This is a genomic window from Comamonas sp. DB36, assembly GCF_057914905.1.
In genome coordinates this window covers 551,884-574,525 of sequence record NZ_CP196633.1, presented here as the reverse complement: position 1 = coordinate 574,525, position 22,642 = coordinate 551,884, and the positions used below count along the sequence as shown (strand labels likewise).

24 protein-coding genes are annotated in these 22,642 nt (G+C 63.2%); 19 read left to right on the top strand and 5 right to left on the bottom strand.

The window, feature by feature from the left end; all coding sequences use genetic code 11:
• The first annotated feature begins 485 nt into the window (after positions 1–485).
• The 7 genes from ACSVDO_RS26895 to ACSVDO_RS26865 all read left to right on the top strand — a co-directional run bounded on the left by ACSVDO_RS26895 (position 486) and on the right by ACSVDO_RS26865 (position 6,963).
• Positions 486–2,039: a methyl-accepting chemotaxis protein gene (locus tag ACSVDO_RS26895; protein ID WP_489597657.1), complete on the top strand. Its 1,554-nt coding sequence runs from the start codon at positions 486–488 to the stop codon at positions 2,037–2,039.
• Between the two features lie 164 nt (positions 2,040–2,203).
• Entirely contained in the window at positions 2,204–2,674 is a 471-nt protein-coding gene (locus ACSVDO_RS26890) for a Spy/CpxP family protein refolding chaperone (RefSeq protein WP_489597656.1), read from the top strand.
• Positions 2,667–2,987, top strand: coding sequence for a hypothetical protein (locus tag ACSVDO_RS26885; protein WP_332538871.1), 321 nt, complete (start codon positions 2,667–2,669; stop codon positions 2,985–2,987). Before ACSVDO_RS26890 ends, ACSVDO_RS26885 begins: the two co-directional genes overlap by 8 nt.
• 10 nt (positions 2,988–2,997) lie before the next feature.
• On the top strand, positions 2,998–3,690 hold the full coding sequence (locus tag ACSVDO_RS26880) for a response regulator transcription factor (RefSeq protein WP_332548904.1): 693 nt from the start codon (positions 2,998–3,000) through the stop codon (positions 3,688–3,690).
• On the top strand, positions 3,687–5,054 hold the full coding sequence (locus ACSVDO_RS26875; protein WP_489597655.1) for a sensor histidine kinase: 1,368 nt from the start codon (positions 3,687–3,689) through the stop codon (positions 5,052–5,054). The genes ACSVDO_RS26880 and ACSVDO_RS26875 overlap by 4 nt, the downstream gene beginning before the upstream one ends.
• 108 nt (positions 5,055–5,162) lie before the next feature.
• Positions 5,163–5,789 carry a class I SAM-dependent methyltransferase gene (locus ACSVDO_RS26870; protein WP_489597654.1) on the top strand — a complete coding sequence of 209 codons (627 nt, stop codon included), beginning with the start codon at positions 5,163–5,165 and terminating at the stop codon, positions 5,787–5,789.
• A 541-nt stretch (positions 5,790–6,330) separates the two neighbouring features.
• Complete coding sequence (locus ACSVDO_RS26865) at positions 6,331–6,963, top strand: hypothetical protein (protein WP_489597653.1); 633 nt, start codon at positions 6,331–6,333, stop codon at positions 6,961–6,963.
• 365 nt (positions 6,964–7,328) lie between these two features.
• On the opposite strand, the gene ACSVDO_RS26860 is transcribed toward ACSVDO_RS26865, so the two are convergent.
• On the bottom strand, positions 7,329–7,490 hold the full coding sequence (locus ACSVDO_RS26860) for a hypothetical protein (protein WP_489597652.1): 162 nt from the start codon (positions 7,488–7,490) through the stop codon (positions 7,329–7,331).
• Between the two features lie 194 nt (positions 7,491–7,684).
• Here ACSVDO_RS26860 and ACSVDO_RS26855 point away from each other — a divergent pair, with 194 nt between their 5' ends.
• The 10 genes from ACSVDO_RS26855 (at position 7,685) to acs (ending at position 18,258) form a co-directional block, all read left to right on the top strand.
• Positions 7,685–8,599: a LysR family transcriptional regulator gene (locus tag ACSVDO_RS26855; RefSeq protein ID WP_332682586.1), complete on the top strand. Its 915-nt coding sequence runs from the start codon at positions 7,685–7,687 to the stop codon at positions 8,597–8,599.
• 154 nt (positions 8,600–8,753) lie between these two features.
• Positions 8,754–10,127: an SLC13 family permease gene (locus ACSVDO_RS26850; protein WP_489597651.1), complete on the top strand. Its 1,374-nt coding sequence runs from the start codon at positions 8,754–8,756 to the stop codon at positions 10,125–10,127.
• Between the two features lie 40 nt (positions 10,128–10,167).
• On the top strand, positions 10,168–11,850 hold the full coding sequence (gene mdcA, locus ACSVDO_RS26845; RefSeq protein WP_489597650.1) for a malonate decarboxylase subunit alpha: 1,683 nt from the start codon (positions 10,168–10,170) through the stop codon (positions 11,848–11,850).
• Between the two features lie 9 nt (positions 11,851–11,859).
• On the top strand, positions 11,860–12,192 hold the full coding sequence (mdcC, locus tag ACSVDO_RS26840; protein ID WP_332537111.1) for a malonate decarboxylase acyl carrier protein: 333 nt from the start codon (positions 11,860–11,862) through the stop codon (positions 12,190–12,192).
• On the top strand, positions 12,189–13,067 hold the full coding sequence (locus tag ACSVDO_RS26835) for a biotin-independent malonate decarboxylase subunit beta (protein ID WP_489597649.1): 879 nt from the start codon (positions 12,189–12,191) through the stop codon (positions 13,065–13,067). Before mdcC ends, ACSVDO_RS26835 begins: the two co-directional genes overlap by 4 nt.
• Positions 13,068–13,080: 13 nt before the next feature.
• The gene (locus ACSVDO_RS26830) at positions 13,081–13,782 is read left to right on the top strand and encodes a biotin-independent malonate decarboxylase subunit gamma (RefSeq protein WP_332549173.1); all 702 of its coding nucleotides are present in this window, start codon (positions 13,081–13,083) and stop codon (positions 13,780–13,782) included.
• Between the two features lie 14 nt (positions 13,783–13,796).
• On the top strand, positions 13,797–14,480 hold the full coding sequence (mdcG, locus tag ACSVDO_RS26825) for a malonate decarboxylase holo-[acyl-carrier-protein] synthase (RefSeq protein ID WP_489597648.1): 684 nt from the start codon (positions 13,797–13,799) through the stop codon (positions 14,478–14,480).
• Positions 14,477–15,340, top strand: a complete 864-nt coding sequence (gene mdcB / locus ACSVDO_RS26820; protein ID WP_489597647.1) for a triphosphoribosyl-dephospho-CoA synthase MdcB — start codon at positions 14,477–14,479, stop codon at positions 15,338–15,340. Before mdcG ends, mdcB begins: the two co-directional genes overlap by 4 nt.
• Positions 15,337–16,245, top strand: coding sequence for an ACP S-malonyltransferase (locus ACSVDO_RS26815; protein WP_489597646.1), 909 nt, complete (start codon positions 15,337–15,339; stop codon positions 16,243–16,245). The genes mdcB and ACSVDO_RS26815 overlap by 4 nt, the downstream gene beginning before the upstream one ends.
• 51 nt (positions 16,246–16,296) lie before the next feature.
• A complete protein-coding gene (gene acs / locus ACSVDO_RS26810) occupies positions 16,297–18,258 on the top strand; it encodes an acetate--CoA ligase (RefSeq protein WP_489597905.1) in 1,962 nt (653 codons plus the stop codon).
• A gap of 239 nt (positions 18,259–18,497) precedes the next feature.
• Here the strand turns inward: acs and uraH are convergent, their stop codons facing one another.
• Positions 18,498–18,911, bottom strand: coding sequence for a hydroxyisourate hydrolase (gene uraH, locus ACSVDO_RS26805; RefSeq protein WP_332537101.1), 414 nt, complete (start codon positions 18,909–18,911; stop codon positions 18,498–18,500).
• Positions 18,912–18,963: 52 nt separating this feature from the next.
• The gene (locus ACSVDO_RS26800; protein WP_489597645.1) at positions 18,964–19,464 is read right to left on the bottom strand and encodes a GlcG/HbpS family heme-binding protein; all 501 of its coding nucleotides are present in this window, start codon (positions 19,462–19,464) and stop codon (positions 18,964–18,966) included.
• 148 nt (positions 19,465–19,612) lie between these two features.
• On the opposite strand from ACSVDO_RS26800, the gene ACSVDO_RS26795 reads away from it, so the two are divergent.
• Together ACSVDO_RS26795 and ACSVDO_RS26790 are read left to right on the top strand one after the other, a co-directional pair.
• Positions 19,613–20,284, top strand: coding sequence for a heavy metal response regulator transcription factor (locus ACSVDO_RS26795; RefSeq protein ID WP_332537098.1), 672 nt, complete (start codon positions 19,613–19,615; stop codon positions 20,282–20,284).
• A complete protein-coding gene (locus ACSVDO_RS26790; protein ID WP_489597644.1) occupies positions 20,284–21,678 on the top strand; it encodes a heavy metal sensor histidine kinase in 1,395 nt (464 codons plus the stop codon). Before ACSVDO_RS26795 ends, ACSVDO_RS26790 begins: the two co-directional genes overlap by 1 nt.
• 53 nt (positions 21,679–21,731) lie before the next feature.
• On the opposite strand, the gene ACSVDO_RS26785 is transcribed toward ACSVDO_RS26790, so the two are convergent.
• Positions 21,732–22,109, bottom strand: a complete 378-nt coding sequence (locus tag ACSVDO_RS26785) for a response regulator (RefSeq protein ID WP_332537095.1) — start codon at positions 22,107–22,109, stop codon at positions 21,732–21,734.
• Positions 22,106–22,603, bottom strand: coding sequence for a GAF domain-containing protein (locus ACSVDO_RS26780; protein WP_489597643.1), 498 nt, complete (start codon positions 22,601–22,603; stop codon positions 22,106–22,108). Before ACSVDO_RS26780 ends, ACSVDO_RS26785 begins: the two co-directional genes overlap by 4 nt.
• Between the last annotated feature and the right edge of the window lie 39 nt (positions 22,604–22,642).

Here is a 22,642-nt window from a genome sequence, read left to right as displayed (position 1 = left end):
CATCGGCGATGAACTTGGGTCCGTTGTCCAGGCGCTTCGCTTGAAGATGTACGTCACCCCCATCGCATGTTCTGGTCATGTAGGGTCTCGACGCGCGCCATGAGATTCGGTGCGGGCAATGGCTTTTGCGGTTGCTGGCGAAAAGCCGCGAAATAAATGGTGCGAGCTCTCTATAGAGCCAAGTGCACGGCGAGCGGTAATGTCTGGGTTGAAAAAGTGGGCGGCTTTGCATTCTGAGGCCCCCAGGCGGGCTGGAGCAAGGCGCAAGTCGGCTGCATGCACAACGGGGTTTTTACCTGCGCGCAGCCGGAAAACGACAGCGACAGCCGAAACCCTGCCATGGCGACCGCGGTGGTCCATGATCTGCGTTCCTGTGGAAAGGCCATGATCCCAAGACGCCCGGCAGAGAGGGCAGGGGGCAAGCGCTCCATGCCTTCAGTGCTCGCCACGGCCGCTTTTGCCTGCATTTTCAAGTCAAACTCCCTATGAAATTTAATACCCGTCTATTGCTTTGTGCCCTGGTCCCTGCCGCACTTTTTGTGTCGGCGTTGGTCGTGAGCCTGTGGGGGCTGATGCGCACGCAGAGCGAGTTCGACGGATACATCCAGACGGAGCAAGCCATCGCCAACGGCCTGACGGAAATGTATGCACAGGGCCTGCAGACGGGCCAGGCCCTGCGCAATGTGGTGCTCGACCCCAGCAACAAGAAAGCCTACGAGAATTTCAGCGCCGGGGCTGCGGCCTACGACAAGGCGCAAGCGCAGACCGCCAGCATTGCGCAGGGCACCGAAGTGGGCAAGCGGCTGCAGGCCATGGTCCCCTTGCGCGAAAATCAGGTCGCTCAGCAACAGCGCGTGCTGGACTTGGTGAAGTCCGACCCCGCCGAGGCCATCAAGGTGCTGAACGTTGGTGAAACTCCCGCCTGGCGGCAACTGCGCGAGAAGCTGGTCAGCGAGATATCGTCGGGGCGCGAGTTGGCACTCAGCGCCCAGCAAGCCACACGCGAGCGCGCGGATCGCATGATCTCCATTGCCGTGGGGCTGGCCATCGTTGCCGCCTTGGCATCGATGGCGCTGGTCGTGCTCATGCGCCGCACGGTGCAGCGAGAGTTGGGCGGGGACCCGGCGGACGTACGGCGCGCGCTGCAGCAACTTGCCAACGGAGACTTGACCTCTGCGCAGGCGCAGGTGGGCGCCCCGCAAGGCGTGATGGCCGAGCTGCTGCGGACCCGGCACAAGCTGCGCGATCTGGTGGCGCATGTGCAAAAAAGCGCAGGCAGCATCAGCGTTTCCACCCAGGAAATTGCCTCCGGCAACAATGACCTGTCGGCGCGCACCGAGCAGCAGGCCTCCGCCCTCGAGGAGACCGCGGCTTCCATGGAAGAGCTGGGCTCCACGGTGCGCCAGAACGCGGACAATGCCCGCGAAGCCAATCAGATGGCGGTCAAGGCCTCGACGGTGGCGGTGCTCGGTGGCAACGTGGTCGCCGAAGTGGTGGAGACCATGAAGGGCATCAACTCCAGCAGCAAGAAGATCTCGGACATCATCAGTGTCATCGACGGGATTGCCTTTCAGACCAACATTCTGGCGTTGAATGCTGCAGTGGAGGCCGCACGGGCCGGGGAACAAGGCCGTGGCTTTGCCGTGGTCGCCAGCGAAGTGCGCAGCCTTGCAGGGCGCAGCGCCGAGGCGGCCAGGGAAATCAAGCGCCTGATCACCGCCAGCGTGGAGCGCGTGGAGCAGGGCTGCGTGCTGGTGGACAAGGCCGGCGCGACCATGACGGACGTGGTCAGCGCCATCCGCAAGGTGACCGACATCATGGGCGAGATCAGTTCGGCCAGCAGCGAGCAGAGTACGGGCGTGGGCCAGGTCGGAGAAGCGGTGACGCAGATGGACCAGGCCACGCAGCAAAATGCGGCGCTGGTGGAAGAGATGGCTGCTGCCGCGAGCAGCCTCAACAGCCAGGCAAGAGAGCTGGTGAATGCCGTCGCCGTATTCAAAATTGACGGTGGGGCGGCTGGATTCGTGCGGCTTGCCTAGTCTTGCGGTGCCACAAGCGCTTTGCGGGGGGATTCTTCCCTTTTGCGCAAGCGTTCCCAGCGCTTGAAACAAAACGAAAAGAAGCGATACCGCCGTGAGACCCAGGCGGCGGCAGGAACGCGCACCATGCAGTCATCTTCTGTGTGACTGAAAGGATGTGCGTGATGAAAGCCTGGACCCGTAAAACCCTCTTGGGCATCTTTGCTGCCTCTGTGCTGGCCGGTGGTCTTTCCGCCTGTTCCAGTGCTTCCCACCACCACGGTCCCAAGTCCGCAGAGCGCATGGGCGAGATGCGCGAAAAGATGGTGAGCCGCGTCACTGCCAAGCTCGATCTCGATGGCGCGCAGCAGCTCAAGCTCCAGGCCTTGGCCGACGCCTTGCAGGCGCAGCGCAGTGCTTTCCTGGGCGCGCAGATGGCGGACCCGCGGGCTCAGTTCCAGGCACTGGTGGCCGGCGAGAAGTTCGACAGCGCGGCCGCCCAGACCTTGATCGATGACAAGATGCGCGCTGTGCAGTCGCATTCGCCGGCCGTGGTCGCCGCCATGGCCGCGTTCTACGACAGCCTGCGGCCTGCCCAGCAGCAACAGGTGCGCGATTTCATGCAGCGCCGCCCGGGCTGGTTCCACCGTGGCTGAGCCCCTGGACAAAGCTGTGCGAGGCTGCGCGGCGACGCGCGAGCTGGCGCGTAGCGCCCGGGCCCATGGCGCACTGTTGTTGGCCGGCGCAGCCTCGCCGCACGAGGAATGGATGTCGCTTGTCTGGGGGCCGCGTTTCGATCGGGAGCATGCCCTGGGTCTGCTGGCGAGCCGACCCGGCGGCGGCGCGGCGGCGCTGCCCGCAGTGATGGCGGCGGCCGACCGCTTCGATAGTCTGGCGTTGGAGGCCAAGCGCCGTGTGCGCCGCCTGATCCTGCGCCATGAACAGCGGACCCTGATGCGCACAGTGTGAGAATCGGCACATGCAACGCATTCTGCTCATCGATGACGACGACCAACTGGGGCCGCCGCTGGCCACCTACTTCCTGCGCTTTGAACTCCAGCTGTCGCAGGCGCTGCGGCCCAGCGATGGGCTGGCGCTGCTGCGGGCCGGCGGCTTCGATGCCGCCATCCTGGACGTGATGCTGCCCGAGATGGACGGTTTCGAACTGTGCCGCACGATACGCCGCGAGAGCGATCTGCCCGTCATCATGCTCACGGCGCGCGGCGACGTGATGGACCGCGTGGTCGGACTGGAACTGGGCGCCGACGACTACCTGCCCAAACCTTTCGAGCCGCGGGAGCTGGTCGCGCGGCTGCAGACGGTGCTGCGCCGCCGCCGTCCGGCAGCGGGTGCGTCGGCGGACGATGCGGCATTGCTGTGCTTCGAGGGTCTGCAGATCGATTCGGTGCGGCGCAGCGTGCTGCGCCAGGGCAAGGCGCTGGAGCTCACCGGCACCGAGTTCGAGCTGCTGCTGTTGCTGGCGCGCGAGCCCGGCCGGGTGTACAGTCGCGACGACATCCTCAACCACCTGCGCGGCCGCGAGGCCGATCTGTACACGCGCGCGGTGGACATCGTGGTCAGCCGCCTGCGCAAGAAGCTCGAGCCGCTGGACTGCATCAAGACGCTGCGCAACGCGGGCTACTCGCTGGCGTTGCGGCGGAGCGCCGCTTGAGCCGCGCCCGCCGCGCCCGCCGCCCGCCCGCCGCCGCGCGCTGGCATCGGCGTGCACGCCAGGCGCTGCGGCAGTCCATCCACCTGCGCCTGGTGCTGCTGTTTCTGGTGCTGGCGCTGGCGATGACGGTCACCTTCATCGGCGGCATGCAGAGCGCCTTCTCGGTGGGCTGGCGCGATGCCGCGCGGCCCTTGCTCGCGGACTACGTGGACCGGCTGGTGACCGAAATCGGCAGTCCGCCTAGCGTGGAGCGCGCGCAGACCATTGTGCAGCGCCTGCCCATCATGATGCGTATCGAGGGACCGCAGGTCCAGTGGATGTCGCATCCCGATGACCGTCCGGTGGCGCGCTGGCGCGGCGGGCGCGGCCCATGGGACGCCGACAGCCGCGAGCTGTTGCGCAAGCAGACGGCCGATGGGCATACGATTGAATTTGCCCTGAACCGTGCAATGCTCGACGGCGCCCATCGTTCGGGCGCCATCTGGTTCACTCTGGGTGGCGTGCTCTTTCTGACGGCGCTGGCGTACTGGTATGTGCGCCGCCTGCTGCGCCCGCTGGACGATATCCGCCAGGGTGCGCTGCGGTTCGGTGCGGGCAATTTCGAGGCATCCATTCCCGTGCGCCATGCGCTGCGTCCCGACGAATTGGGTCAGCTGGCGGCGACGATCAACACCATGGGCCAGGACATCCACCAGATGCTGGAGGCCAAGCGGTCGCTGCTGCTGGCCATCAGCCACGAGCTGCGCAGCCCGCTGACCCGGGCGCGCCTGCATACCGAGCTGCTGCCGGCGACGCACGAGGTGCAGCCCCAGCGCGACGCCTTGCTGCGTGACCTGGGAGAGATGGCGCGTCTGATCACCGATCTGCTGGAAAGCGAACGCCTGACGGGGCGTCACAGCGCGCTGCACAAGGAGCCTACCGACATCGCTGCCCTGGCCCGTGCCGTGGTGGACGAGATGAATGCATGCCATTCGGGCAGCGCCGGCATCGACCTGCAAGCCGATGCGGCCATGTCCCCGGTGCTGATCGACGCGACCCGCCTGCGGCTGCTGATGCGTAACCTGCTGGACAACGCCTTGCGCCATGGCGGGCGCGACCTGCCCGCACCTCAGCTGCACCTGCGGCAGACGCCCGCGGGGCTGGAGATCGAGGTGCGTGACTTTGGCAGCGGCGTGCCCGAGGACCAGATAGACCGCCTGGCCCAGCCTTTCTACCGCGCGGATGCCGCGCGCCAGCGCAGCACCGGCGGCGTGGGCCTGGGACTGTACCTGTGCCGCTTGGTGGCGCAGGCGCATGGCGGCACCCTGGTTCTGGGCAATGCCCGGCCCGGCCTGCGCGTGACCGTCACCCTGCCGCCGGGCTGAGCGCGACTGCCCTGGCATGCATGCATGCGATGCGCAGCGCAACCCTGGCGGTGCGCATCCCCTGAGTCAACCCCGTAAAACAGGCGCTGGCGTATGCCATGATGCGGCATGACACAGAGTTCCGAAGACCTGCAACAGATTGCCGCGCGCACGCTCGCGCACTACGAGCAGAACGCGCAAAGCTTCTGGGAAGGCACACGCGATCACGACGTGAGCCAGAACATCGCGGCGCTGCTCAAGCACCTACCCGGGCCTGGGCCCTTTGACCTGCTGGATTTCGGCTGCGGTCCGGGGCGCGACCTGCGCACTTTCCAGCAGATGGGCCACCGCGCCGTGGGCCTGGAGGGCGCGCCCAGCTCGGCGGCCATGGCGCGCGCACACAGCGGCTGCGAGGTGCTGGAGCAGAGCTTCCTGGACCTCGATCTGCCGACCGAGCGCTTCGACGGAGTGTTTGCCAATGCCGTGCTGTTCCATGTGCCCAGCCAGGTGCTGCCTCAGGTGCTGCACCAATTGCACGCCTGCCTGCGACCGGGCGGCGTGCTGTTCAGCTCCAACCCGCGCGGCAACGGCCAGGAAGGCTGGAACGGCGAGCGTTACGGTGTATTTCACGACTGGCCCAGCTGGCACGCCGTGATGACGGCTGCGGGCTTCGAGCAGCTCGAGCACTTCTACCGTCCCGCGGGCCTGCCTATCGAGCAACAGCCCTGGCTGGCCAGCGTGTGGCGCCGGGGTTGAGCCCTGGTCCGGCGCGAATGGGGTGCCCAATGCTGCAGGCAGCGCTGCCTGACATGGTGTGAAGGCCTGTGCGCAGGACACGGCATTGCGCCAGCGCATGCTTTTCCGTATGACAGTGCACAGCAGTTCCGCCAGTGTCTTGGCCGGCGTGGAAAGCGTTCGATCCCGTCGCTGGATGTAGAACAGCATTGCCGGTTCTTCCAGCGGCATGCTCCTCAACCCATGGCGCTGCGCATCGAACAAGGTCGGCAAAACACGGTAGCAGATGCACTTGGTCGCATGAACGGCCAAATGCTAAGCGAATGACGAGCATCGCGGCCTATGCCCAGCGGCTGATTCAAAACCAGTCAAGTTGGCCCGGGACTCCAAAGCCAAATGCTACTGAAAACGGGGCGACGTCGCCAGGGAGCGGAAAATCGCATTGCACCCAGATCCACACTCAAATGAAGTGAACGCAAGCAACGTGTCTATTCCTTGTATCGTGCGTAATTAAAGCGGGCACACTGGCTTCATCGAAGGAATTTATCTGGATGGAGTGACGATGAACATACAAGGATTTTCTGGCATTAGTCAGGCTTATAGCCTGAATGGCTTACCTAAAGCAAACCAAAGCCGTTCCCAGGTGGTGGCAAATGATGGGTCTGGATCGTCAGCTACGCAAGTCACCATCTCCGATCAAGCGAAGGCGCTGGCATTTCCGGAAGATGCTGTTGCTGCTCGCCTCAAGGACATCAAGGCCAAGCCGGCGACACAGCGTACCAGTGAAGAATTTGAGTTCGTCCACAAAAACGACAAAAAGCTTGCCGAGATCATTGCCAAAAATCCCGACGCGCAGACTGCGGATGAAATCGATTACATGCAGAAAGCCAGTGGTTTTGTAAACACGATGGCCACGCTGAGCCCGCAAGAAAAGAAGCTTTATGACGAGCTCGTCGCCAAAGGAGAAACCGAAGCGATGCGTGGGATGAGTTTGATCGCCATGTCCCGCACGGTCGGTGGCGACGTTTCTTTGGGCAATGGCGTGACGTTCAACCCGAGTAACACAGAGATCAGCGCTGACAACGTCAGAAACCTCTTCAGCAAGTTGTTCGCGAACGAGGATGGCCAAAATTCCACCAGCTTTGGCGCGCTGGCAGAGTATCTGGACCGTAGTAAGCATTCATCGCTGGCGTGACACCCGGCGGGACATCGCCGTCTTGCAGAAGGACTCACCGTGCTTTCAGGGCGGCGAGGATGCCAAATCTGGTGTTTTGAGGGTGTGAAGGTTGCCGCGTATGGGCAGAGGGCAGCGCTCTTTGGAGCCGAGCACTGTACCGCGATGCCCGAAAAGGCATAAACGTAGCGGGATGCGATCATGGCACTGCCTTGAGGCAACCGCCCGTGAGGTTGTCCAGCCATGCCGCATGCATGCGTGTTTGGGCCCACACGTTCTTTGCCGCGGCTGCCTTCGATCCGTGCATATTCTTATGACATGAGAGGCGCGCGGCCAGCGGATTGTGGCGTGGTGGGCTGGACCAGGCCAGCCCACCAGTCAAACCCTCAGGCGAACTCGATTCCCGTGGCCGCCAGGCCCACCAGATCGATGCGCGTGGCGTTCAGATCCAGATTGCTGGCCAGCACCGCGAGCTCGCCGCCCGTCACGCCCTGGGCCAGCATGTTGATGAACGGCTGCAGCTGCGCCGGCGTCGCGGCGCTGCCCACGACATTGGTCTACGATCGCTGCTTCACCTGACCGCTGACCGGGCGCGTGCGCACTTGGGCGTCACAGCGTCCCAGGTCCGGGAGGGATGAGCAGCCTGCTGAGACTTGCGCGCTGTCGATGCAAGCGTGTCGGCGACAGGACATCCACAATCATGTTTGCCCTAGAATGCGCCGTCCCCACGCACGCATGACCCATGCACCTTCACGTCGACGAAGACATCACCTTCCGCAGGTTGGAAATCCTCCTGGCTTTCATGCAGACGGGCAACCTCACGCGCGCCGCGGAAATGCTCGAGATCAGTCCCGTGAGCGTGCACCGCGCGTTGCATGCACTCGAAGCCGGCCTGCGCTGCGCGCTGTTCCGCCACGAGGGCCGCAACCTGCACCCCACCGAGGCAGCGCAGGCCCTGGCGGATGTGGCGCGTGAAGTGCTGCGCACCATGGCGGAAGGCATACGCTCAACGCGTGAAGTCGCCGGTTATTCGTCCGACCGCATTCGCATCGGCTCGCTTTACTCCCTCACGGCACGCACCGTGCCCAAGCTGGTCATGGGCATGAAGCTGCGCATGCCCGATATACAGACCGAACTCGTGCTCGGCTCCAATGCGGACCTGCTGCAGAAGCTGCGCGACGGCGCCGTCGATGCCGTGCTGATGGGCACGCCCGAAAACGCACCCGATCTGGAATCCCAGCCGCTGTTCGAAGACGATATCTTTTTCGCCACACCGGTCGGATCGCCTTACTGCGCAATGGAGCAGATCGACCTCGCGGCCTGCGCCAACGAGCACTTCGTCACGCTGAGCGAAGGCTTCGTGACCTACGGCGGCTTCGTCGACGCGTTTCGCATCGCCGGCTTCACGCCGAACGTCGTGATGGAAACCGCGGACATTTTCTCGTTGATGAACCTGGTGGCTGGCGGCGTGGGCCATACGCTGCTGCCCGGGCGCGTGGGCGGCATCATGCCGCAGAAGGTGCAGCTCGTGCCGCTGCAGCCGCGCTATCTGATGCGCCAGACGATATCGCTCAATTTCCTGCGCACGCGCGAGCGCGACCCCAATCTGCTGGCCTTGCTCGCAGTCTGCCGCGCAGCCAAGGCGGAACTGGGCTGAGCAGGCCCTGCGCCAACGGGTTAACCCCCGATCGTTTCAGTTAGCGTAAGAGTCGGCGAAACCGCTTCATTGATCCTTCCGGAGTGGGTACGTATTGTTCGTACCAGACGCACATCCACAGTGCGTCGCTATAAAAAACTCCGGAGACAAATCGATGAGTTCGCACTGGATTTCAATTTATGCGCTGGCGGGCATGTTCGTGCTGGCCACCGCGCTGCCCATCAACATGGGCGTGATCGCCTTTGTTGGCGCCTTCCTGGTCGGAACACTGGTCGCCGGCATGAATGCCAAGGAGATCATGGGCGGCTTTCCCGCCGACCTGTTCCTGACCCTGGTCGGCATCACTTATCTGTTCGCACTGGCGCAGAACAACGGCACCATCGATTGGCTGGTGAAGCTCGCGGTACGTGCGGTGCGCGGGCGCATCGCCGCCATTCCCTGGATCATGTTCTTCATCGCCGCGCTGCTGACTTCCGTGGGCGCCGTGAGCCCCGCGGCGGTGGCCATCATCGCGCCGATTGCGCTGGGATTCGCCGCAAGATACGGCATCAGCCCGCTGATGATGGGCCTGATGGTGGTGCACGGCGCGCAGGGCGGGGGGTTCTCGCCGATCAGCATCTACGGCGGCATCACCAACAAGATCGTCGCCAAGGCGGGCCTGCCGCTCAACGAGATGGCGACGATGCTGGCCAGCCTGGGCTTCAACCTGGCCGTGGCCGCGCTGCTGTTCTTCCTGTTCGGCGGCATGAAGCTGATGCGGCAGAAGGCCGATGCCGGCGGTGCGCTGCCCGTCGTGCGCCGGGTCGCGCACGGCCAGGGCGGCGCCCAGGTATACGGCGACGCCGAAGGCGAGTCGTTCGGCGAAGAGCGGCGCACCGCCGCACCCGATGCGGATTCGCTGATGGACCCCTCGCCGGGCACCGGCACCGAAACCGCTGCCCACTGGTACCGGGTCGTCACCGTGCTGGGCTTGCTGGCCCTGGCGGTGCTGACGCTGTTCTTCAAGCAGGACATAGGCTTTGTGTCGATCACCATCGGTCTGCTGCTCACGCTGATGGCACCCAATCTGCAAAAGCGCGCACTGGGCCAGGTGTCCTGGCCGGAAATCATGCTGATCGTCGGCGTCAGCACCTTTGTCGGCGTGATGGACAAGATGGGCACGATCAGTTTCGTCGGCCACAGCGTCGCGGGCCTGACTTCGCCGCTGATGGCCGCGCTGCTGCTGTGCTTCGTCGGCGCGGTGGTTTCCGCCTTCGCCTCGTCCACCGCCGTGCTGGGCTCGCTGATTCCGCTGGCCGTGCCTTTCCTGCAGGGCGACGCCTCGGTCGGCGCGGTCGGTTTCATTGCCGCGATGGCGGTGTCTTCCACCGTGGTCGATGTCAGTCCGTTCTCCACCAATGGCGCGCTGGTGCTGGCCAATGCCAAGGGCGTGGACCGCGACGTGTTCTTCAGGCAACTGATGGTCTACGGCGCCATCGTGACTGTGGTCGCTCCGGTGCTGGTGTGGCTGCTCTTCGTGGTGCTGTAGCGCGCCGCCTTCTTCAAACATTGCACAACCCTAGTCCAACATGAACACCAGATCCTGGGCCTCCAAGGCCGAAGACCGCCAAGCCAAGCTGGCGCGCGCGGCGCAAGCGCTGGGCCGGCAGCTTGCCGGCAAGCGCGTCGCCACCGAAGCCATAGGCACTTTGCTGGAGGCCGTGCTGTCGCCCGGCGATCGTGTCTGCCTCGAAGGCAACAACCAGAAGCAGGCCGACTTTCTGGCCAAGGCCCTGGTGCAGGTCGACCCGCAACGGGTGCACGGCCTGCACATGGTGCAGTCGGTGCTGGCCCTGCCCGAACACCTCGATGTGTTCGAGAACGGCGTCGCCTCGCGGCTGGACTTCAGCTTCTCGGGCCCGCAGGGCGCGCGCCTGGCCAAGCTGGTGTCCGGCGGCCGCATAGAGATAGGCGCCATCCACACCTATCTGGAACTGTTTGCGCGCTACTTCATCGACTTGACGCCCAAGGTGGCGCTGGTCGCGGCCCATGCGGCCGACGCGCAAGGCAATCTCTACACGGGGCCGAACACCGAAGACACTCCGGCCATCGTCGAGGCCACGGCGTTCTCGGGCGGCATCGTGATTGCCCAGGTCAACGAATTCGTCGACGGCCAGAGCACGACGCTGCCGCGCATCGACATTCCAGCCGACTGGGTCAGCTTCGTGGTCCAGGCGCCGCGGCCCAACTTCATCGAGCCGCTGTTCACGCGCGATCCCGCGCAGATCAGCGAGGTGCAGATCCTGATGGCCATGATGGCGATCAAAGGCATCTACGGCGAGTACGGCGTGCAGCGCCTGAACCACGGCATAGGCTTCGACACGGCGGCCATCGAACTGCTGCTGCCGACCTATGGCGAATCGCTGGGGCTCAAGGGCAAGATAGGCAAGCACTGGGCGCTCAACCCCCACCCGGCGCTGATTCCCGCGATCGAGGCCGGCTGGGTCGAGTCGGTGCACTCGTTCGGCTCCGAGCTGGGCATGGAAGACTACATTCGCGCGCGCTCCGATGTGTTCTTCACCGGGCTCGACGGCAGCCTGCGCAGCAATCGCGCTTTCTGCCAGGCAGCGGGCCATTACGCCTGCGACATGTTCATAGGCTCGACGCTGCAGATCGACCTGGATGGCAACAGCTCCACCGCCACGCTGGGCCGCATCGCGGGCTTTGGCGGCGCGCCGAACATGGGCGCCGACGCGCGCGGGCGCCGCCATTCCAGCCCCGCGTGGCTCAAGGCCGGGCGCGAAGCGCGTGCCGGCCGCAGCGGCGCGGCGGGCACGCCGCGCGGCCAGAAGCTGGTGGTGCAGATGGTCGAGACCTTCCGCGAGCACATGCAGCCGGCGTTTGTCGACCGGCTCGATGCCTGGACGCTGCAGGAGCAGGCGGGCATGGACCTGCCGCCGATCATGATCTACGGCGACGACGTATCGCACATCCTGACCGAGGAAGGCATCGCCAATCTGCTGCTGTGCCGCAGCGACGAGGAGCGCGAGCAGGCCATACGCGGCGTTGCCGGCTACACCGCCATCGGGCTGGGTCGCGACCAGCGCGCCGTGGAAAACCTGCGCGACCGCGGCGTGATCCGGCGTCCGCAGGACCTGGGCATAGATCCGCGCCAGGCCACGCGCAATCTGCTGGCGGCGCGCAGCATGCGCGACCTGGTGCGCGCTTCGGGCGGGCTGTACCAGCCGCCCAAGCGTTTCAGAAATTGGTAGGAGAACCCCATGAGCGACATTCCCGCAGGGCTTGAGACCCTGGATTTTTCTTTTTCCGGCGGTCAGCCCGCTGGCGCGTTCGCCCCGGTGCTGGTCGGCGTCGTCGGCTCGGGCAATCTCGAGGTACTGCTCGAGGCAGCGGCCGGCAACGACTGCGCGGTGCGCATCGAGACATCGGCGCGCGGCTTTCTGCCCATCTGGCAGGCCGTCATGACCGATTTCCATGCGCGCCACCGCCTGGCGGGCGTGCGCATCGCCATCAACGACATGGGCGCCACGCCCGCGGTGGTGAGCCTGCGCCTGGACCAGGCGGTCGCTGAACTCCACGGAGGTCAAGCATGATCAGCTTTGCCGAATGCTCGGCGCGCGAGCGCCTGGCGCTGCTGCTGGATGCGGGCAGCTTTCACGAATGGCTGCCGCCCAGCGAGCGCGTCACCAGCCCGCACCTGGCGCAGTTGGGAGTGCCCAGCGCGTTCGACGATGGCGTGGCCATTGGCCGCGCGACGCTTGCCGGCCACAGCGTCTTTGTCGCCGCGCAGGAAGGCGCGTTCATGGGCGGCGGCGTGGGCGAAGTGCACGGCGCCAAGCTCGTGGGCCTGCTGCGGCGCGCGCTGCGCGAGCGGCCCACAGCGGTGCTGCTGCTTGCCGAGTCGGGCGGCGTACGGCTGCACGAAGCCAATGCGGGCCTGATCGCGGTGTCGGAAGTGATGCGCGCGCTGCTTGACGTGCGCGCCGCTGGCATTCCCGTGATCGTGCTGATCGGCGGCGCCAACGGCTGCTTCGGCGGCATGGGCATCGTCGCGCGCTGCGCCGATCACATCGTGATGAGCGATGTCGGTCGGCTGGCGATGTCGGGGCCGGAGGTCATCGAGGCTTCGCATGGCGTGGAGGAGTTCGATGCGCGGGACCGCGCGCTGGTGTGGCGCACGACCGGCGGCAAGCACCGCTGGCTCACCGGTGATTGCGATGCCTTGGTCGAGGACGATGTCACCGCCTTTCGCGCCGCGGCCATCGCCGCGCTCGGCAAGTCGGCGCCGTTGACCCTGGCGACGCTGGAGGCCGAACACGCCTTGCTGGGCCGACGCCTGCATGCGCTCCCAGAGGATGGCGGTGCAGAAGACCAGTCCGAACTGCTGTGGCGCGCGCTCGGCGTGGTTGATGCCGCCCAGATTCCCGAACTGTCGGTCGCTGCAGTGCGTCCACTGCGCGCCGTTTAACCAGGAGCATCCCATGGAGTGGACTTCTCTCGTCACCCAACTCTTCGGCCCCTACCACGGCATGCGCGCACGGGAAGACTTCCTGCAGGGCGATGTCATGTTCGAGGGCGCACCGCTCACGGTGATCGGCACGACGAACCATGCGCCCATAGGCGTCAAGCTTGCGCTGGCCCAGGCGCGGGTGGTGCTCGACACCATTGCCAACCATCCCGGTCGTCCCATTCTGCTGCTGATCGACACCCAGGGACAGCAGCTGCGCCGCCGCGACGAACTGCTGGGCATCAACCGCGCCATGGCCCACCTGGGCGCGGCCATCGATCTTGCACGGCGCCAGGGCCACAGGGTCATCGGTCTGGTCTACGACCAGGCCTTGTCGGGCGGTTTCATCACCTCGGGCCTCATTGCCGACGCCTGCTACGCCTTGCCGGAAGCGGAGATCCGCGTGATGCGGATTCCGGCAATGGCGCGGGTGACCAAGCTGGCGGAAGAAAAACTGGCCGCATTGTCGCTGTCCAACCCGGTGTTCGCACCCGGTGTGCAGAACTATGTCGCCATGGGCGGCGTGCGCGCGCTGTGGCAGGGCGATCTGCCCGAGGCGCTGCGCGCTGCGCTGCGCGACACCCCGACCACGGATCAGCGCGCGCAGGACGGCGCGGCGCGCGGCGGCCGCCAGATGTCTGCGGCGGTGGTGCAACGCGTGCTGGACGCTGCCTGAAAGCGGGGCAAGTCATGCACGGTCTACGACGCCACCAACTGGTTCATCTCAGCGCCGAAGGCTGGAGCGGCGTGCTGCAGCGCGCCTGGGAGCCGCAGGCCCAGGCATTTCTGGCGCAATGGGCAAGCCACGGCCTGCCGCTGGTGGTCACGCGCCAACCGCCGGAATACGCCGGCAGCGGCCGCATCGCCTTGGGCCTGCCCTCGGCGCTGGCCTGGGGAAAGCTGCGGCTGGCGGTGCAGGTGCCCTGGACTGCGGTGCAGGACTTCGCAGAGTTTCCCGCGCTGGGCGCCGTGCTGGCACTGCTGCCCACCGAGGCCAAGGCCAGCGCCGCGCACCTGCAACAGGCGCTCGATGCCTGCGGCGTGACGGCGCGTGTCTTTGGCAGCTATGGCTGGCAAGCCCTCAGCGGCCTGCCTTATGTGCGGCCCGAATCCGATCTCGATCTGTGCATAGGCGTCGATGGCATGGCCCAGGCCGACGCGGTCGTGGCGCTGCTGCAGGCCCAGGCAACGCCGCTGCCGCGCATCGATGGCGAGCTGATGTTTGCCGACGGCGCGGCCGTCGCCTGGCGTGAATGGGCGGCGTGGCGCGGCGGACGCGCCCGCGCGCTGCTGGTCAGGCACCTGGAGCGCGTCGGGCTGGAGCATGACGCTGGCTGGTGCGCGCCGCGCGCGTTGCAGGAGACCATGCCATGAGAGCATCGGCACTTGCGCTTGCAGACCGCCAGCCGCTCACGCCGGCGGCGATCGGCCGGGCCGCCACGCTGGCGCTGCACGACGAACTGTCGCTGGCGCCCAAGCCCGGCCTGGTGACTTTGCTCGACAACGGCAGCCATGACGACATGGACGCGCACAGCTTCATGCGCAGCCTGTTCGCGCTGCGCCACTACTTCACGCAGATCGCCCAGGCCGGGCGCGATGGCGCCGGTTTCGCCGTGCTGGAGCAATGCGGTATCGCGGCCGAAGCGCGCATGCTGCGCGCCACGGGCGGCATCAACACCCACCGCGGCGCGATCTTCATGATCGGTCTGCTGTGCGCGGCAGCGGGCGCGGTTTTGCGCGAGCATGACGGCGTGCTGCATCCCGAGCTGCTGCGTGCCACCTTGCGCCAGTATTGGGGCCAGGCGCTGACGCTGCGCAGCCAGCGCGCATCGACGCTGCCCGGCGGCATCGCGAGCCGGCGTTATGGCCTGCGCGGCGCGTCCGAAGAGGCGGCGCTGGGCTTTCCCGTGCTGTTCGAGACCACGCTGCCCGCGCTGACGACCGCCTTCAAGCGCGGCCTCAAGCCCCGCGAGGCCCGTCTGGAGGCGCTGATGCACACCATTGCCGTACTGGACGACAGCAATCTGGCCCACCGCGGCGGCTTAGAAGGCCTGCGCCATGCCCAGCAGCTCGCCCAAGCCTTTCTGGCGCGCGGCGGCATGTCTAGGCCCGAAGGCCTGGTCGAGCTGCAGGCGGTGGCCGAGGCCTTTGTCGCGCGCCGCCTGTCGCCCGGCGGCGCGGCCGACACGCTCGCCGCGGCATGCTGGATCACTCGCATTTGCGTCCAGCCATGAGTTTTGCCCTGCTTTTCTCCGGCCAGGGCCATCAGCATCCGGCGATGCTGCCCTGGCTTGCCGACGATGCCGTCATGCAGGCCATGCGCGCGCACTTGGACGTCGATGACTGGCGGCTGGCGCTGGCCGATGCTGCCTGGGCCCAGCGCAACGACAAGGCCCAGATACTGCTGACCGGTCTGTCCCTGGCGGCGTGGGGGCAAATCGCACCACTGGTGGCGCAGCCCGCGGCGATTGCGGGCTATAGCGTGGGCGAACTCGCGGCGTTCAGCGCCGCGGGCGTCATGGATACGACCACGGCGCTGGCGCTGGCCCCGCAGCGCGCCGCGGCCATGGATGAATGCGCGCGCGGCGCTCCCGGCGGTCTGCTGGCCGTCTCCGGACTGCCCGTGGACAAACTGCAGGCGCTGCTGGAGCAGGCCGGGCTGGCGATCGCCATTCGCAACGGCATCGACAGCGTCGTTGTCGGCGGGCCGGTGGCGGCATTGGCGCTGGCGCAAACCCTGGCGGCGTTGGCCGGTGCCCATTGCACGCCGCTGCGCGTCAGCGTGGCTTCGCATACGCCGTGGATGCAAGGTGCGGCCGATCGCTTTTCGAGCACTCTTGCATCCGTGTCGCTGCGCCCACCGGCGGTCACGCTCTACAGCAATGCGGCCGATCGCATCCGCGACGCGGCGTCGGCCGCGCATGCGCTCGCGGCGCAGATCGCCACCACCGTGCGCTGGGACGAGTGCCTGGAAAACATCATGGCGCGGCAAGTGCGCTGCGTGCTCGAGATCGGTCCGGGCCAGGCCCTGGCGCGGATGTGGAACCAGCGCTACCCCGGCATTCCCGCGCGCGCCTGCGATGACTTTCGCAGCGCCGCCGCGATTGCCGCCTGGCTGAACAGCCATGACGACAGATGAAGCCATCCTTTCCAACGTTCCAGCCCCCAGGCCCAGGAGAATGCCGTGAGTATGAATGACGCCAAGACCCCGCTGATTGCCGCAGCAGATATCGAAAATGCCCATGTGCGCGGCATGTCGGCCTACGACCAACGGGTCGCCGAAGCAGACGCCGACTACGACGCGTACTGGTGCGAGCGCGCCCGCGAGCTGCTCAGTTGGCGCACGCCGTTCACCCGGGGGCTGGACGAAAGCCAGGCGCCGTTCTTCAAATGGTTCGAAGACGGCACGCTCAACGTTTCCTACAACTGCCTGGACCGCCATGTCGAGAAGGGGCTGGGCGACAAGACCGCCCTCATTTTCGAAGCCGACGATGGCCAGGTGACGCGCATCAACTACCGCGAACTGCTGGCGCGCACCTGCCGACTGGCCAACGCGCTCAAGGCGCGCGGCGTGCACAAGGGCGATCGCGTGGTCATCTACATGTCGATGAGCATCGAAGGCGTGGTCGCGATGCAGGCCTGTGCCCGCATAGGCGCAACGCATTCGGTGGTTTTCGGCGGCTTTTCCGCACAAAGCCTGCGCGACCGCATCCAGGACGCGGGCGCGGTGATGGTGATCACCGCCGACGAGCAGCTGCGCGGCGGCAAGCAACTGCCGCTCAAGGCCATCGTCGACGATGCGATCGCCCTGGGCGGCTGCGAATCGGTGGCGAATGTGCTGGTCTATCAGCGCACCGGGGCCGCTATCCATTGGGATAGCACACGCGACCGTTGGTTGCACGCAGAGACGCAGAATCAGCCCGACAGCTGCGAGCCCGAATGGGTCGGCGCCGAGCATCCGCTGTTTGTGCTCTACACCTCGGGCTCGACCGGCAAGCCCAAAGGCGTTCAGCATTCAAGCGGCGGCTACCTGCTGCATGCCGCGCTGACCACGCAGTGGACTTTCGATCTCCAGCCCGACGACGTGTTCTGGTGCACTGCCGACATAGGCTGGGTCACGGGCCACAGCTACATCACCTACGGTCCGTTGGCACTGGGCGCCACGGAGATCATCTTCGAAGGCGTGCCGACGTTTCCCGACGCCGGGCGCTTCTGGAAAATGATCGAGGACCACCGGGTCAGCATTTTCTACACCGCGCCGACCGCGATACGCTCGCTGATCAAGTCCGCAGAGAGCAACGAAAGCGTGCATCCGCGCAGCTACGATCTGTCGAGCCTGCGCATCCTGGGGTCGGTGGGCGAGCCCATCAATCCCGCGGCCTGGGAGTGGTATCACCAGCATGTGGGCGGCGGACGCTGCCCCATCGTCGACACCTTCTGGCAGACCGAGACCGGCGGGCACATGATCACGCCGCTGCCGGGCGCGACGCCGCTGGTGCCCGGCTCGTGCACGCTTGCTTTTCCGGGCATTGCGGCCGCGATTGTCGATGAGACCGGCGCCGACCTGCCCAACGGCCAGGGCGGCATTCTGGTGATCAAGAAGCCCTGGCCCAGCATGATACGCACGATCTGGGGCGATCCCGAGCGTTTCAAGGCAAGCTACTTTCCCGCCGAACTCAAAGGCTACTACCTCGCCGGCGACGGCGCGATCCGCGACGCACAGACCGGGTACTTCACCATCACCGGGCGCATCGATGACGTGCTCAATGTCTCGGGACACCGCATGGGCACGATGGAGATAGAGTCGGCGCTGGTGTCCTGCACCGAACTCGTGGCCGAAGCGGCCGTGGTCGGCCGTCCGGACGAGACCACGGGAGAAGCCATCTGCGCTTTCGTGGTGCTCAAGGGCCCACGCCCCAGCGGCGAAGAGGCCAGACAAATTGCCAATACGCTGCGCAATTGGGTCGCCAAGGAAATCGGCCCCATCGCCAAACCCAAGGACATACGCTTCGGCGACAACCTGCCCAAGACACGCAGCGGCAAGATCATGCGCCGTTTGCTGCGCTCGGTTGCCAAGGGTGAGGACGTCACGCAGGACATATCGACGCTCGAAAACCCGGCGGTGCTGGCACAGTTGGCGCAAAGCAACTGAAATGATGGGTTCGAAGGCTGACTGGTGACAAGTGGCGATCGGGTAAATCGCCTCTGCCAAACCAAAAGCCTAGAATCAAACCTGATTTCCAGAAGGCTGCTGCGTCACAGCAGCCACACCCCGAAAATTAACTATCCAAGCTATCGAGCAGATGACTGATCGATAGCTTTGGATGCCACGGCCTTTGAGCCCAAAACGCTCACCCCCTGGGTTTTTCAGGGAGTGAATTCGTTTTCAGGTCAATTGCCCCGGTAGCTGGAGAAGCCGTAAGGGCTGACCAGCAAAGGAATATGATAATGCGGAACAGAGCCGTCCGCCTTGAAAATAACGGGTATCTCCGGGAAGAATGTGGAAATTTTGTGCTGATTGAACCATTCCCCGGTCTGGAAGGTTACACGATAATTTCCCTTTTCCATGGTCGATTCGGAAGGGTACAAGGCGGTAATTCGGCCTTGCTCATTGGTCACCCCCTTGTTGAGCGAAACCCATTTGTCATCTACCTGCTTTTCAAGCTTGACCGTGACGCCAGCAGAAGGCAGGCCGTCTTGCAAATTCAGTACATGCACGCTCAGTGGGTTGGAGGCAGCCAGGGCGGAGGTGGCGGCAACTGCGTTCAGGAGCAAGCCGGCGATGAGTAGTTTGGTTTTCTTCATGGATTTTCCTTAGGGTTGGTTGTTTGGCGAAATTAATACGATTTTCAGAAGCTTATTTTCCCGGGCCAAGTACTTTATCCAAGGCTTGCAATGCGCAGCCTTCATCAATTACCGCTCCACCTGCGCCTCCCACGCCGATTGCACCGACGACCTCGTTGCCAACTTTCACGGGTACTCCGCCTCCGATGAGCAACAGGCTGTCAATCGTGTTCAGATTGCTTGAATCCGGATTGTTGCGTGCATTTTCCGCAAAGACTCGCGACAAGGTTTTTGTCGACAGCGCAGTAAAAGCTTTCTTTTGTGCCGCTTCCGTGTTGTGCACGCCGACAGTGTCATCGCGCTGAAGGGATAGCAAATGCCCACCCCGATCAATCACGACCACCACTGCTGAACGCCCCTGAGAATGGCACGCATCCATGGTGGCTTGAACCAGTTGATTGGCAAGGTGGAGTGACATATTGTTTTGCAGCAGTGTTGAAGGCTGTTCCGCAAACGCTTGTGTTGCCGCCATCAGACCCGCTGCTGCGAGATATTTAAATGAGCTCCATTGCATTTTTTGCCTTTTGCGCTATTTGTGTATCGAACAATATGGATTATTGACATTCAACATGACCCCAGGATTGCGTCAAAATTACAAATTTATCATTTGCATTACAGATTTGAAATAATTGAAAGTTACAAAAGTACCTTACAATTCATTCATGCGAATCCTTATTGTTGAAGACGAAATAAAAGCTGCCCAGTACCTTAAAGAAGCACTGATGCAGTCTGGTTATCAAGCAGAGTCTTCCCATGACGGGATCGACGGACTTTTCCTGGCGCAGTCAGGAACTTTCGATCTCATCATTTTGGATGTGATGCTCCCTGGAATTGATGGCTGGAGCTTCATCGGCAGGCTGCGCGAACGCAGCCAAGTTCCTGTGCTGTTTCTCACCGCCAAAGACGCGGTGGCAGACCGGGTGAAAGGTCTGGAGCTAGGGGCTGACGACTATCTGGTCAAACCCTTTTCGTATGCGGAGTTACTTGCGCGCGTGCGCACGCTGTTACGAAGAAATCCTGTGCGTCAGCAGGAAATATTTGAGCTTGCCGACTTGCAGGTCGATGCGCTCAAACGCCGCGCTACCAGAGGCGGGCAGCGGATCGATCTGACCAACAAGGAATTCGCACTCCTGCACTTATTGTTGCAGCACAAAGGTGAAGTCATGTCGCGCAGCCAGATTGCATCGCAAGTGTGGGACATGAATTTCGACAGCGATACGAACGTTGTGGATGTGGCAATCCGTCGTTTGCGCGCGAAGATTGATGATGATTTCACCGTCAAGCTTATTCAAACTGTGCGCGGCATGGGCTACAGGATAGAGGATGGATTCTGATGAGTAAAAAAATCAACATCAGTCTTCGATTCAGACTTTCAATTCTTTTTTCCCTGATAAGCGCAATTTTATTTGCAATTATGGGGGGCTATGCTTACAGTGCCTTGAGTCGCGAAATCTCATACCGGGATGATTCGGCTCTAATGGGCAGGGTTGATAGAATAAAATCAATTCTTCATGATGGCAAGAACATAGATTTCCTTAGAAGTCAACCTGAAATTTATGAAAACATGTTGGGGAATAAAGAGAATTTTTTATGGATTCTTGATGATTCAGGAAAGCTGCTGATTGAAGTAAATCCAGAAAAATTACCGATGCCATCCATTAGTACGCTGCATCCACCCATGCTTTTCACCACCACTGTTTCAGGGTCTGCGCGCATGGCATGGCTGAAGGTAAATGGTTCCGATGGTGCATTTTTTGTGATCGCCGGGAAATTATTGTCAGAGCGTGAGCATATGTTGAATGCATATCGGCGAGATCTCGGCCTGGCATGGCTGGTCGGTGTGCTTTTGACTTTCTTTGTCAGCTGGGAGGCGGTGCGTCGCGGCCTCAAGCCTTTGCTGAAGCTAAGTCTGCAGGCGGCTTCCATCGGCCCCCAGGAACTGCGATTGCGGCTGGATGAGAGCAGCCAACCGAAAGAACTTCAGGCCATGACCGCGGCACTCAATCTCATGCTGCAACGTCTGGAAGATGGATATCTGAAATTATCGCAATTTTCTGAAGACCTGGCCCATGAAATGAGGACACCGCTCAATACCCTCATACTTCAAAACCAGGTGGCATTATCCAAGGAACCAACAATAGAAGACTATGAAAAATATCTTGACTCTCAGCAGGAGGAGTTCGAGCGTCTTTCCCGCATGATAGACAACATGCTTTTCCTGGCACGGGCGGAACAGCTGGATGATTTGATTGAAATCGAAACGGTCGATCTGGAAAATACCTCAAAACAGTTGTTGGGTTATTTCGAAGGCATGGCGCAGGAGCGCGGGATGCGAATAGAGGCAATCGCTCAAGCTTGCATTCAAGCCGACACCAGATTGGTGCGGCGTGCCCTGGCGAATCTTCTGGCGAATGCCATTCGCTACGGCGATGAAAACACGGTCATTTCCTTGAGGAGCAATTTTATCGCTCACAAGTGGATGGAAATCGAAGTGTTCAATCAAGGTCCGAAAATAGATGAGCACCATTTGCCAAGAATTTTTGACCGTTTTTATCGGTGTGACGTCTCACGCTCTCGCACCGATGACTCAGGTGGGCTTGGCCTGGCAATAGTGAAATCGATCATGCACATGCACCATGGCGAAGTACTGGTCAGCAGCACAAGCGAAGGAACTCGCTTTACCTTGCGATTTCCCGTTGAATCATTGAATGCACAGGAATCGCATTGAAGGCTGGTTGGGATAGACGTTCCATGAATGACGCTATCCCATTGCCAGCCCGCTTACGCTTGCAGTTCCAGTGCGTTCAACAGGTCACGAATGCGCACGGGTTTGCGCAGTACGCGCGCAACTCCCAGCGTCTCCAGGCGTGAGCAGTCTTCGGGGTGTAGATCGGCCGCCAACACCACGACGGGTATATCCGCAGGGCAGGCAAATTTTCCCTGTCTGAGATCGCTCAGCAGCTCCATTGCCAGCGACCTGTCCTGAAGATCCAGTACCAGGCCGGCATAGGCTCCAGCGCTCAGCAGCTGGCGGGCGCGCCCTACATTGCTGGCCTCATCGAAGTCCACCAGGCCCAGGTCACGGGCCACCATGACGACGGTACGCCGCAGTACAAACTGAGCTTGCGTCAACAGCATCCGCGGCAGCGGGGCGCTCATTCGCCGCCCTCTTTTCCCGCCAGGGTCTCGTTCGCCAGGCACCGCAGGGCATCCAATATCGACAGCTCTATCGCCCCCAGCTTGCGCGGCACCGTGTCCACTACGCACAGTGTGCCAATGCGGTGGCCGCTGGGCGCACTCAGGGGAGCACCCGCATAGAAGCGGATATGCGGCTCGCCTGCTACGAGAGGATTGTCGGAAAAGCGAGCGTCGCTGCGGGCGTCCTCGATGACCAGAATCTCCGAGTTCATGATCGCATGTCCGCAAAAGGAGATGTCCCTGGCAGTCTCCGCTACGTCCAGGCCCACGCGCGACTTGAACCACTGGCGCTGACCATCCACCAGCGTCAGCAGTGCGATCGGTACATCCAGCTGTTCAGCCGCAAAACGAGCCAGCCTGTCATAGCGCTCCTCGGGAGAAGTGTCGAGCAACATCAAGTCGCGCAGAGCCTGGAGACGATCAGTCTCATCGGCAGGTATGGGAGCGGGTTTCATGTCGATTCCAGAATGCTGCATGCAGCGAAAGTAGGGGAG

Bases quoted from the DNA above. Each gene is read 5' to 3' on its own strand.
- ACSVDO_RS26895 (WP_489597657.1), top strand. From the start codon at position 486: ATGAAATTTAATACCCGTCTATTGCTTTGTGCCCTGGTCCCTGCCGCA.
- ACSVDO_RS26890 (WP_489597656.1), top strand. From the start codon at position 2,204: ATGAAAGCCTGGACCCGTAAAACCCTCTTGGGCATCTTTGCTGCCTCT.
- ACSVDO_RS26880 (WP_332548904.1), top strand. From the start codon at position 2,998: ATGCAACGCATTCTGCTCATCGATGACGACGACCAACTGGGGCCGCCG.
- ACSVDO_RS26870 (WP_489597654.1), top strand. From the start codon at position 5,163: ATGACACAGAGTTCCGAAGACCTGCAACAGATTGCCGCGCGCACGCTC.
- ACSVDO_RS26865 (WP_489597653.1), top strand. From the start codon at position 6,331: ATGAACATACAAGGATTTTCTGGCATTAGTCAGGCTTATAGCCTGAAT.
- ACSVDO_RS26855 (WP_332682586.1), top strand. From the start codon at position 7,685: ATGCACCTTCACGTCGACGAAGACATCACCTTCCGCAGGTTGGAAATC.
- ACSVDO_RS26850 (WP_489597651.1), top strand. From the start codon at position 8,754: ATGAGTTCGCACTGGATTTCAATTTATGCGCTGGCGGGCATGTTCGTG.
- mdcA (WP_489597650.1), top strand. From the start codon at position 10,168: ATGAACACCAGATCCTGGGCCTCCAAGGCCGAAGACCGCCAAGCCAAG.
- mdcC (WP_332537111.1), top strand. From the start codon at position 11,860: ATGAGCGACATTCCCGCAGGGCTTGAGACCCTGGATTTTTCTTTTTCC.
- ACSVDO_RS26835 (WP_489597649.1), top strand. From the start codon at position 12,189: ATGATCAGCTTTGCCGAATGCTCGGCGCGCGAGCGCCTGGCGCTGCTG.
- ACSVDO_RS26830 (WP_332549173.1), top strand. From the start codon at position 13,081: ATGGAGTGGACTTCTCTCGTCACCCAACTCTTCGGCCCCTACCACGGC.
- mdcG (WP_489597648.1), top strand. From the start codon at position 13,797: ATGCACGGTCTACGACGCCACCAACTGGTTCATCTCAGCGCCGAAGGC.
- mdcB (WP_489597647.1), top strand. From the start codon at position 14,477: ATGAGAGCATCGGCACTTGCGCTTGCAGACCGCCAGCCGCTCACGCCG.
- ACSVDO_RS26815 (WP_489597646.1), top strand. From the start codon at position 15,337: ATGAGTTTTGCCCTGCTTTTCTCCGGCCAGGGCCATCAGCATCCGGCG.
- acs (WP_489597905.1), top strand. From the start codon at position 16,297: ATGAATGACGCCAAGACCCCGCTGATTGCCGCAGCAGATATCGAAAAT.
- uraH (WP_332537101.1), bottom strand. From the start codon at position 18,911: ATGAAGAAAACCAAACTACTCATCGCCGGCTTGCTCCTGAACGCAGTT.
- ACSVDO_RS26800 (WP_489597645.1), bottom strand. From the start codon at position 19,464: ATGCAATGGAGCTCATTTAAATATCTCGCAGCAGCGGGTCTGATGGCG.
- ACSVDO_RS26795 (WP_332537098.1), top strand. From the start codon at position 19,613: ATGCGAATCCTTATTGTTGAAGACGAAATAAAAGCTGCCCAGTACCTT.
- ACSVDO_RS26790 (WP_489597644.1), top strand. From the start codon at position 20,284: ATGAGTAAAAAAATCAACATCAGTCTTCGATTCAGACTTTCAATTCTT.
- ACSVDO_RS26785 (WP_332537095.1), bottom strand. From the start codon at position 22,109: ATGAGCGCCCCGCTGCCGCGGATGCTGTTGACGCAAGCTCAGTTTGTA.
- ACSVDO_RS26780 (WP_489597643.1), bottom strand. From the start codon at position 22,603: ATGAAACCCGCTCCCATACCTGCCGATGAGACTGATCGTCTCCAGGCT.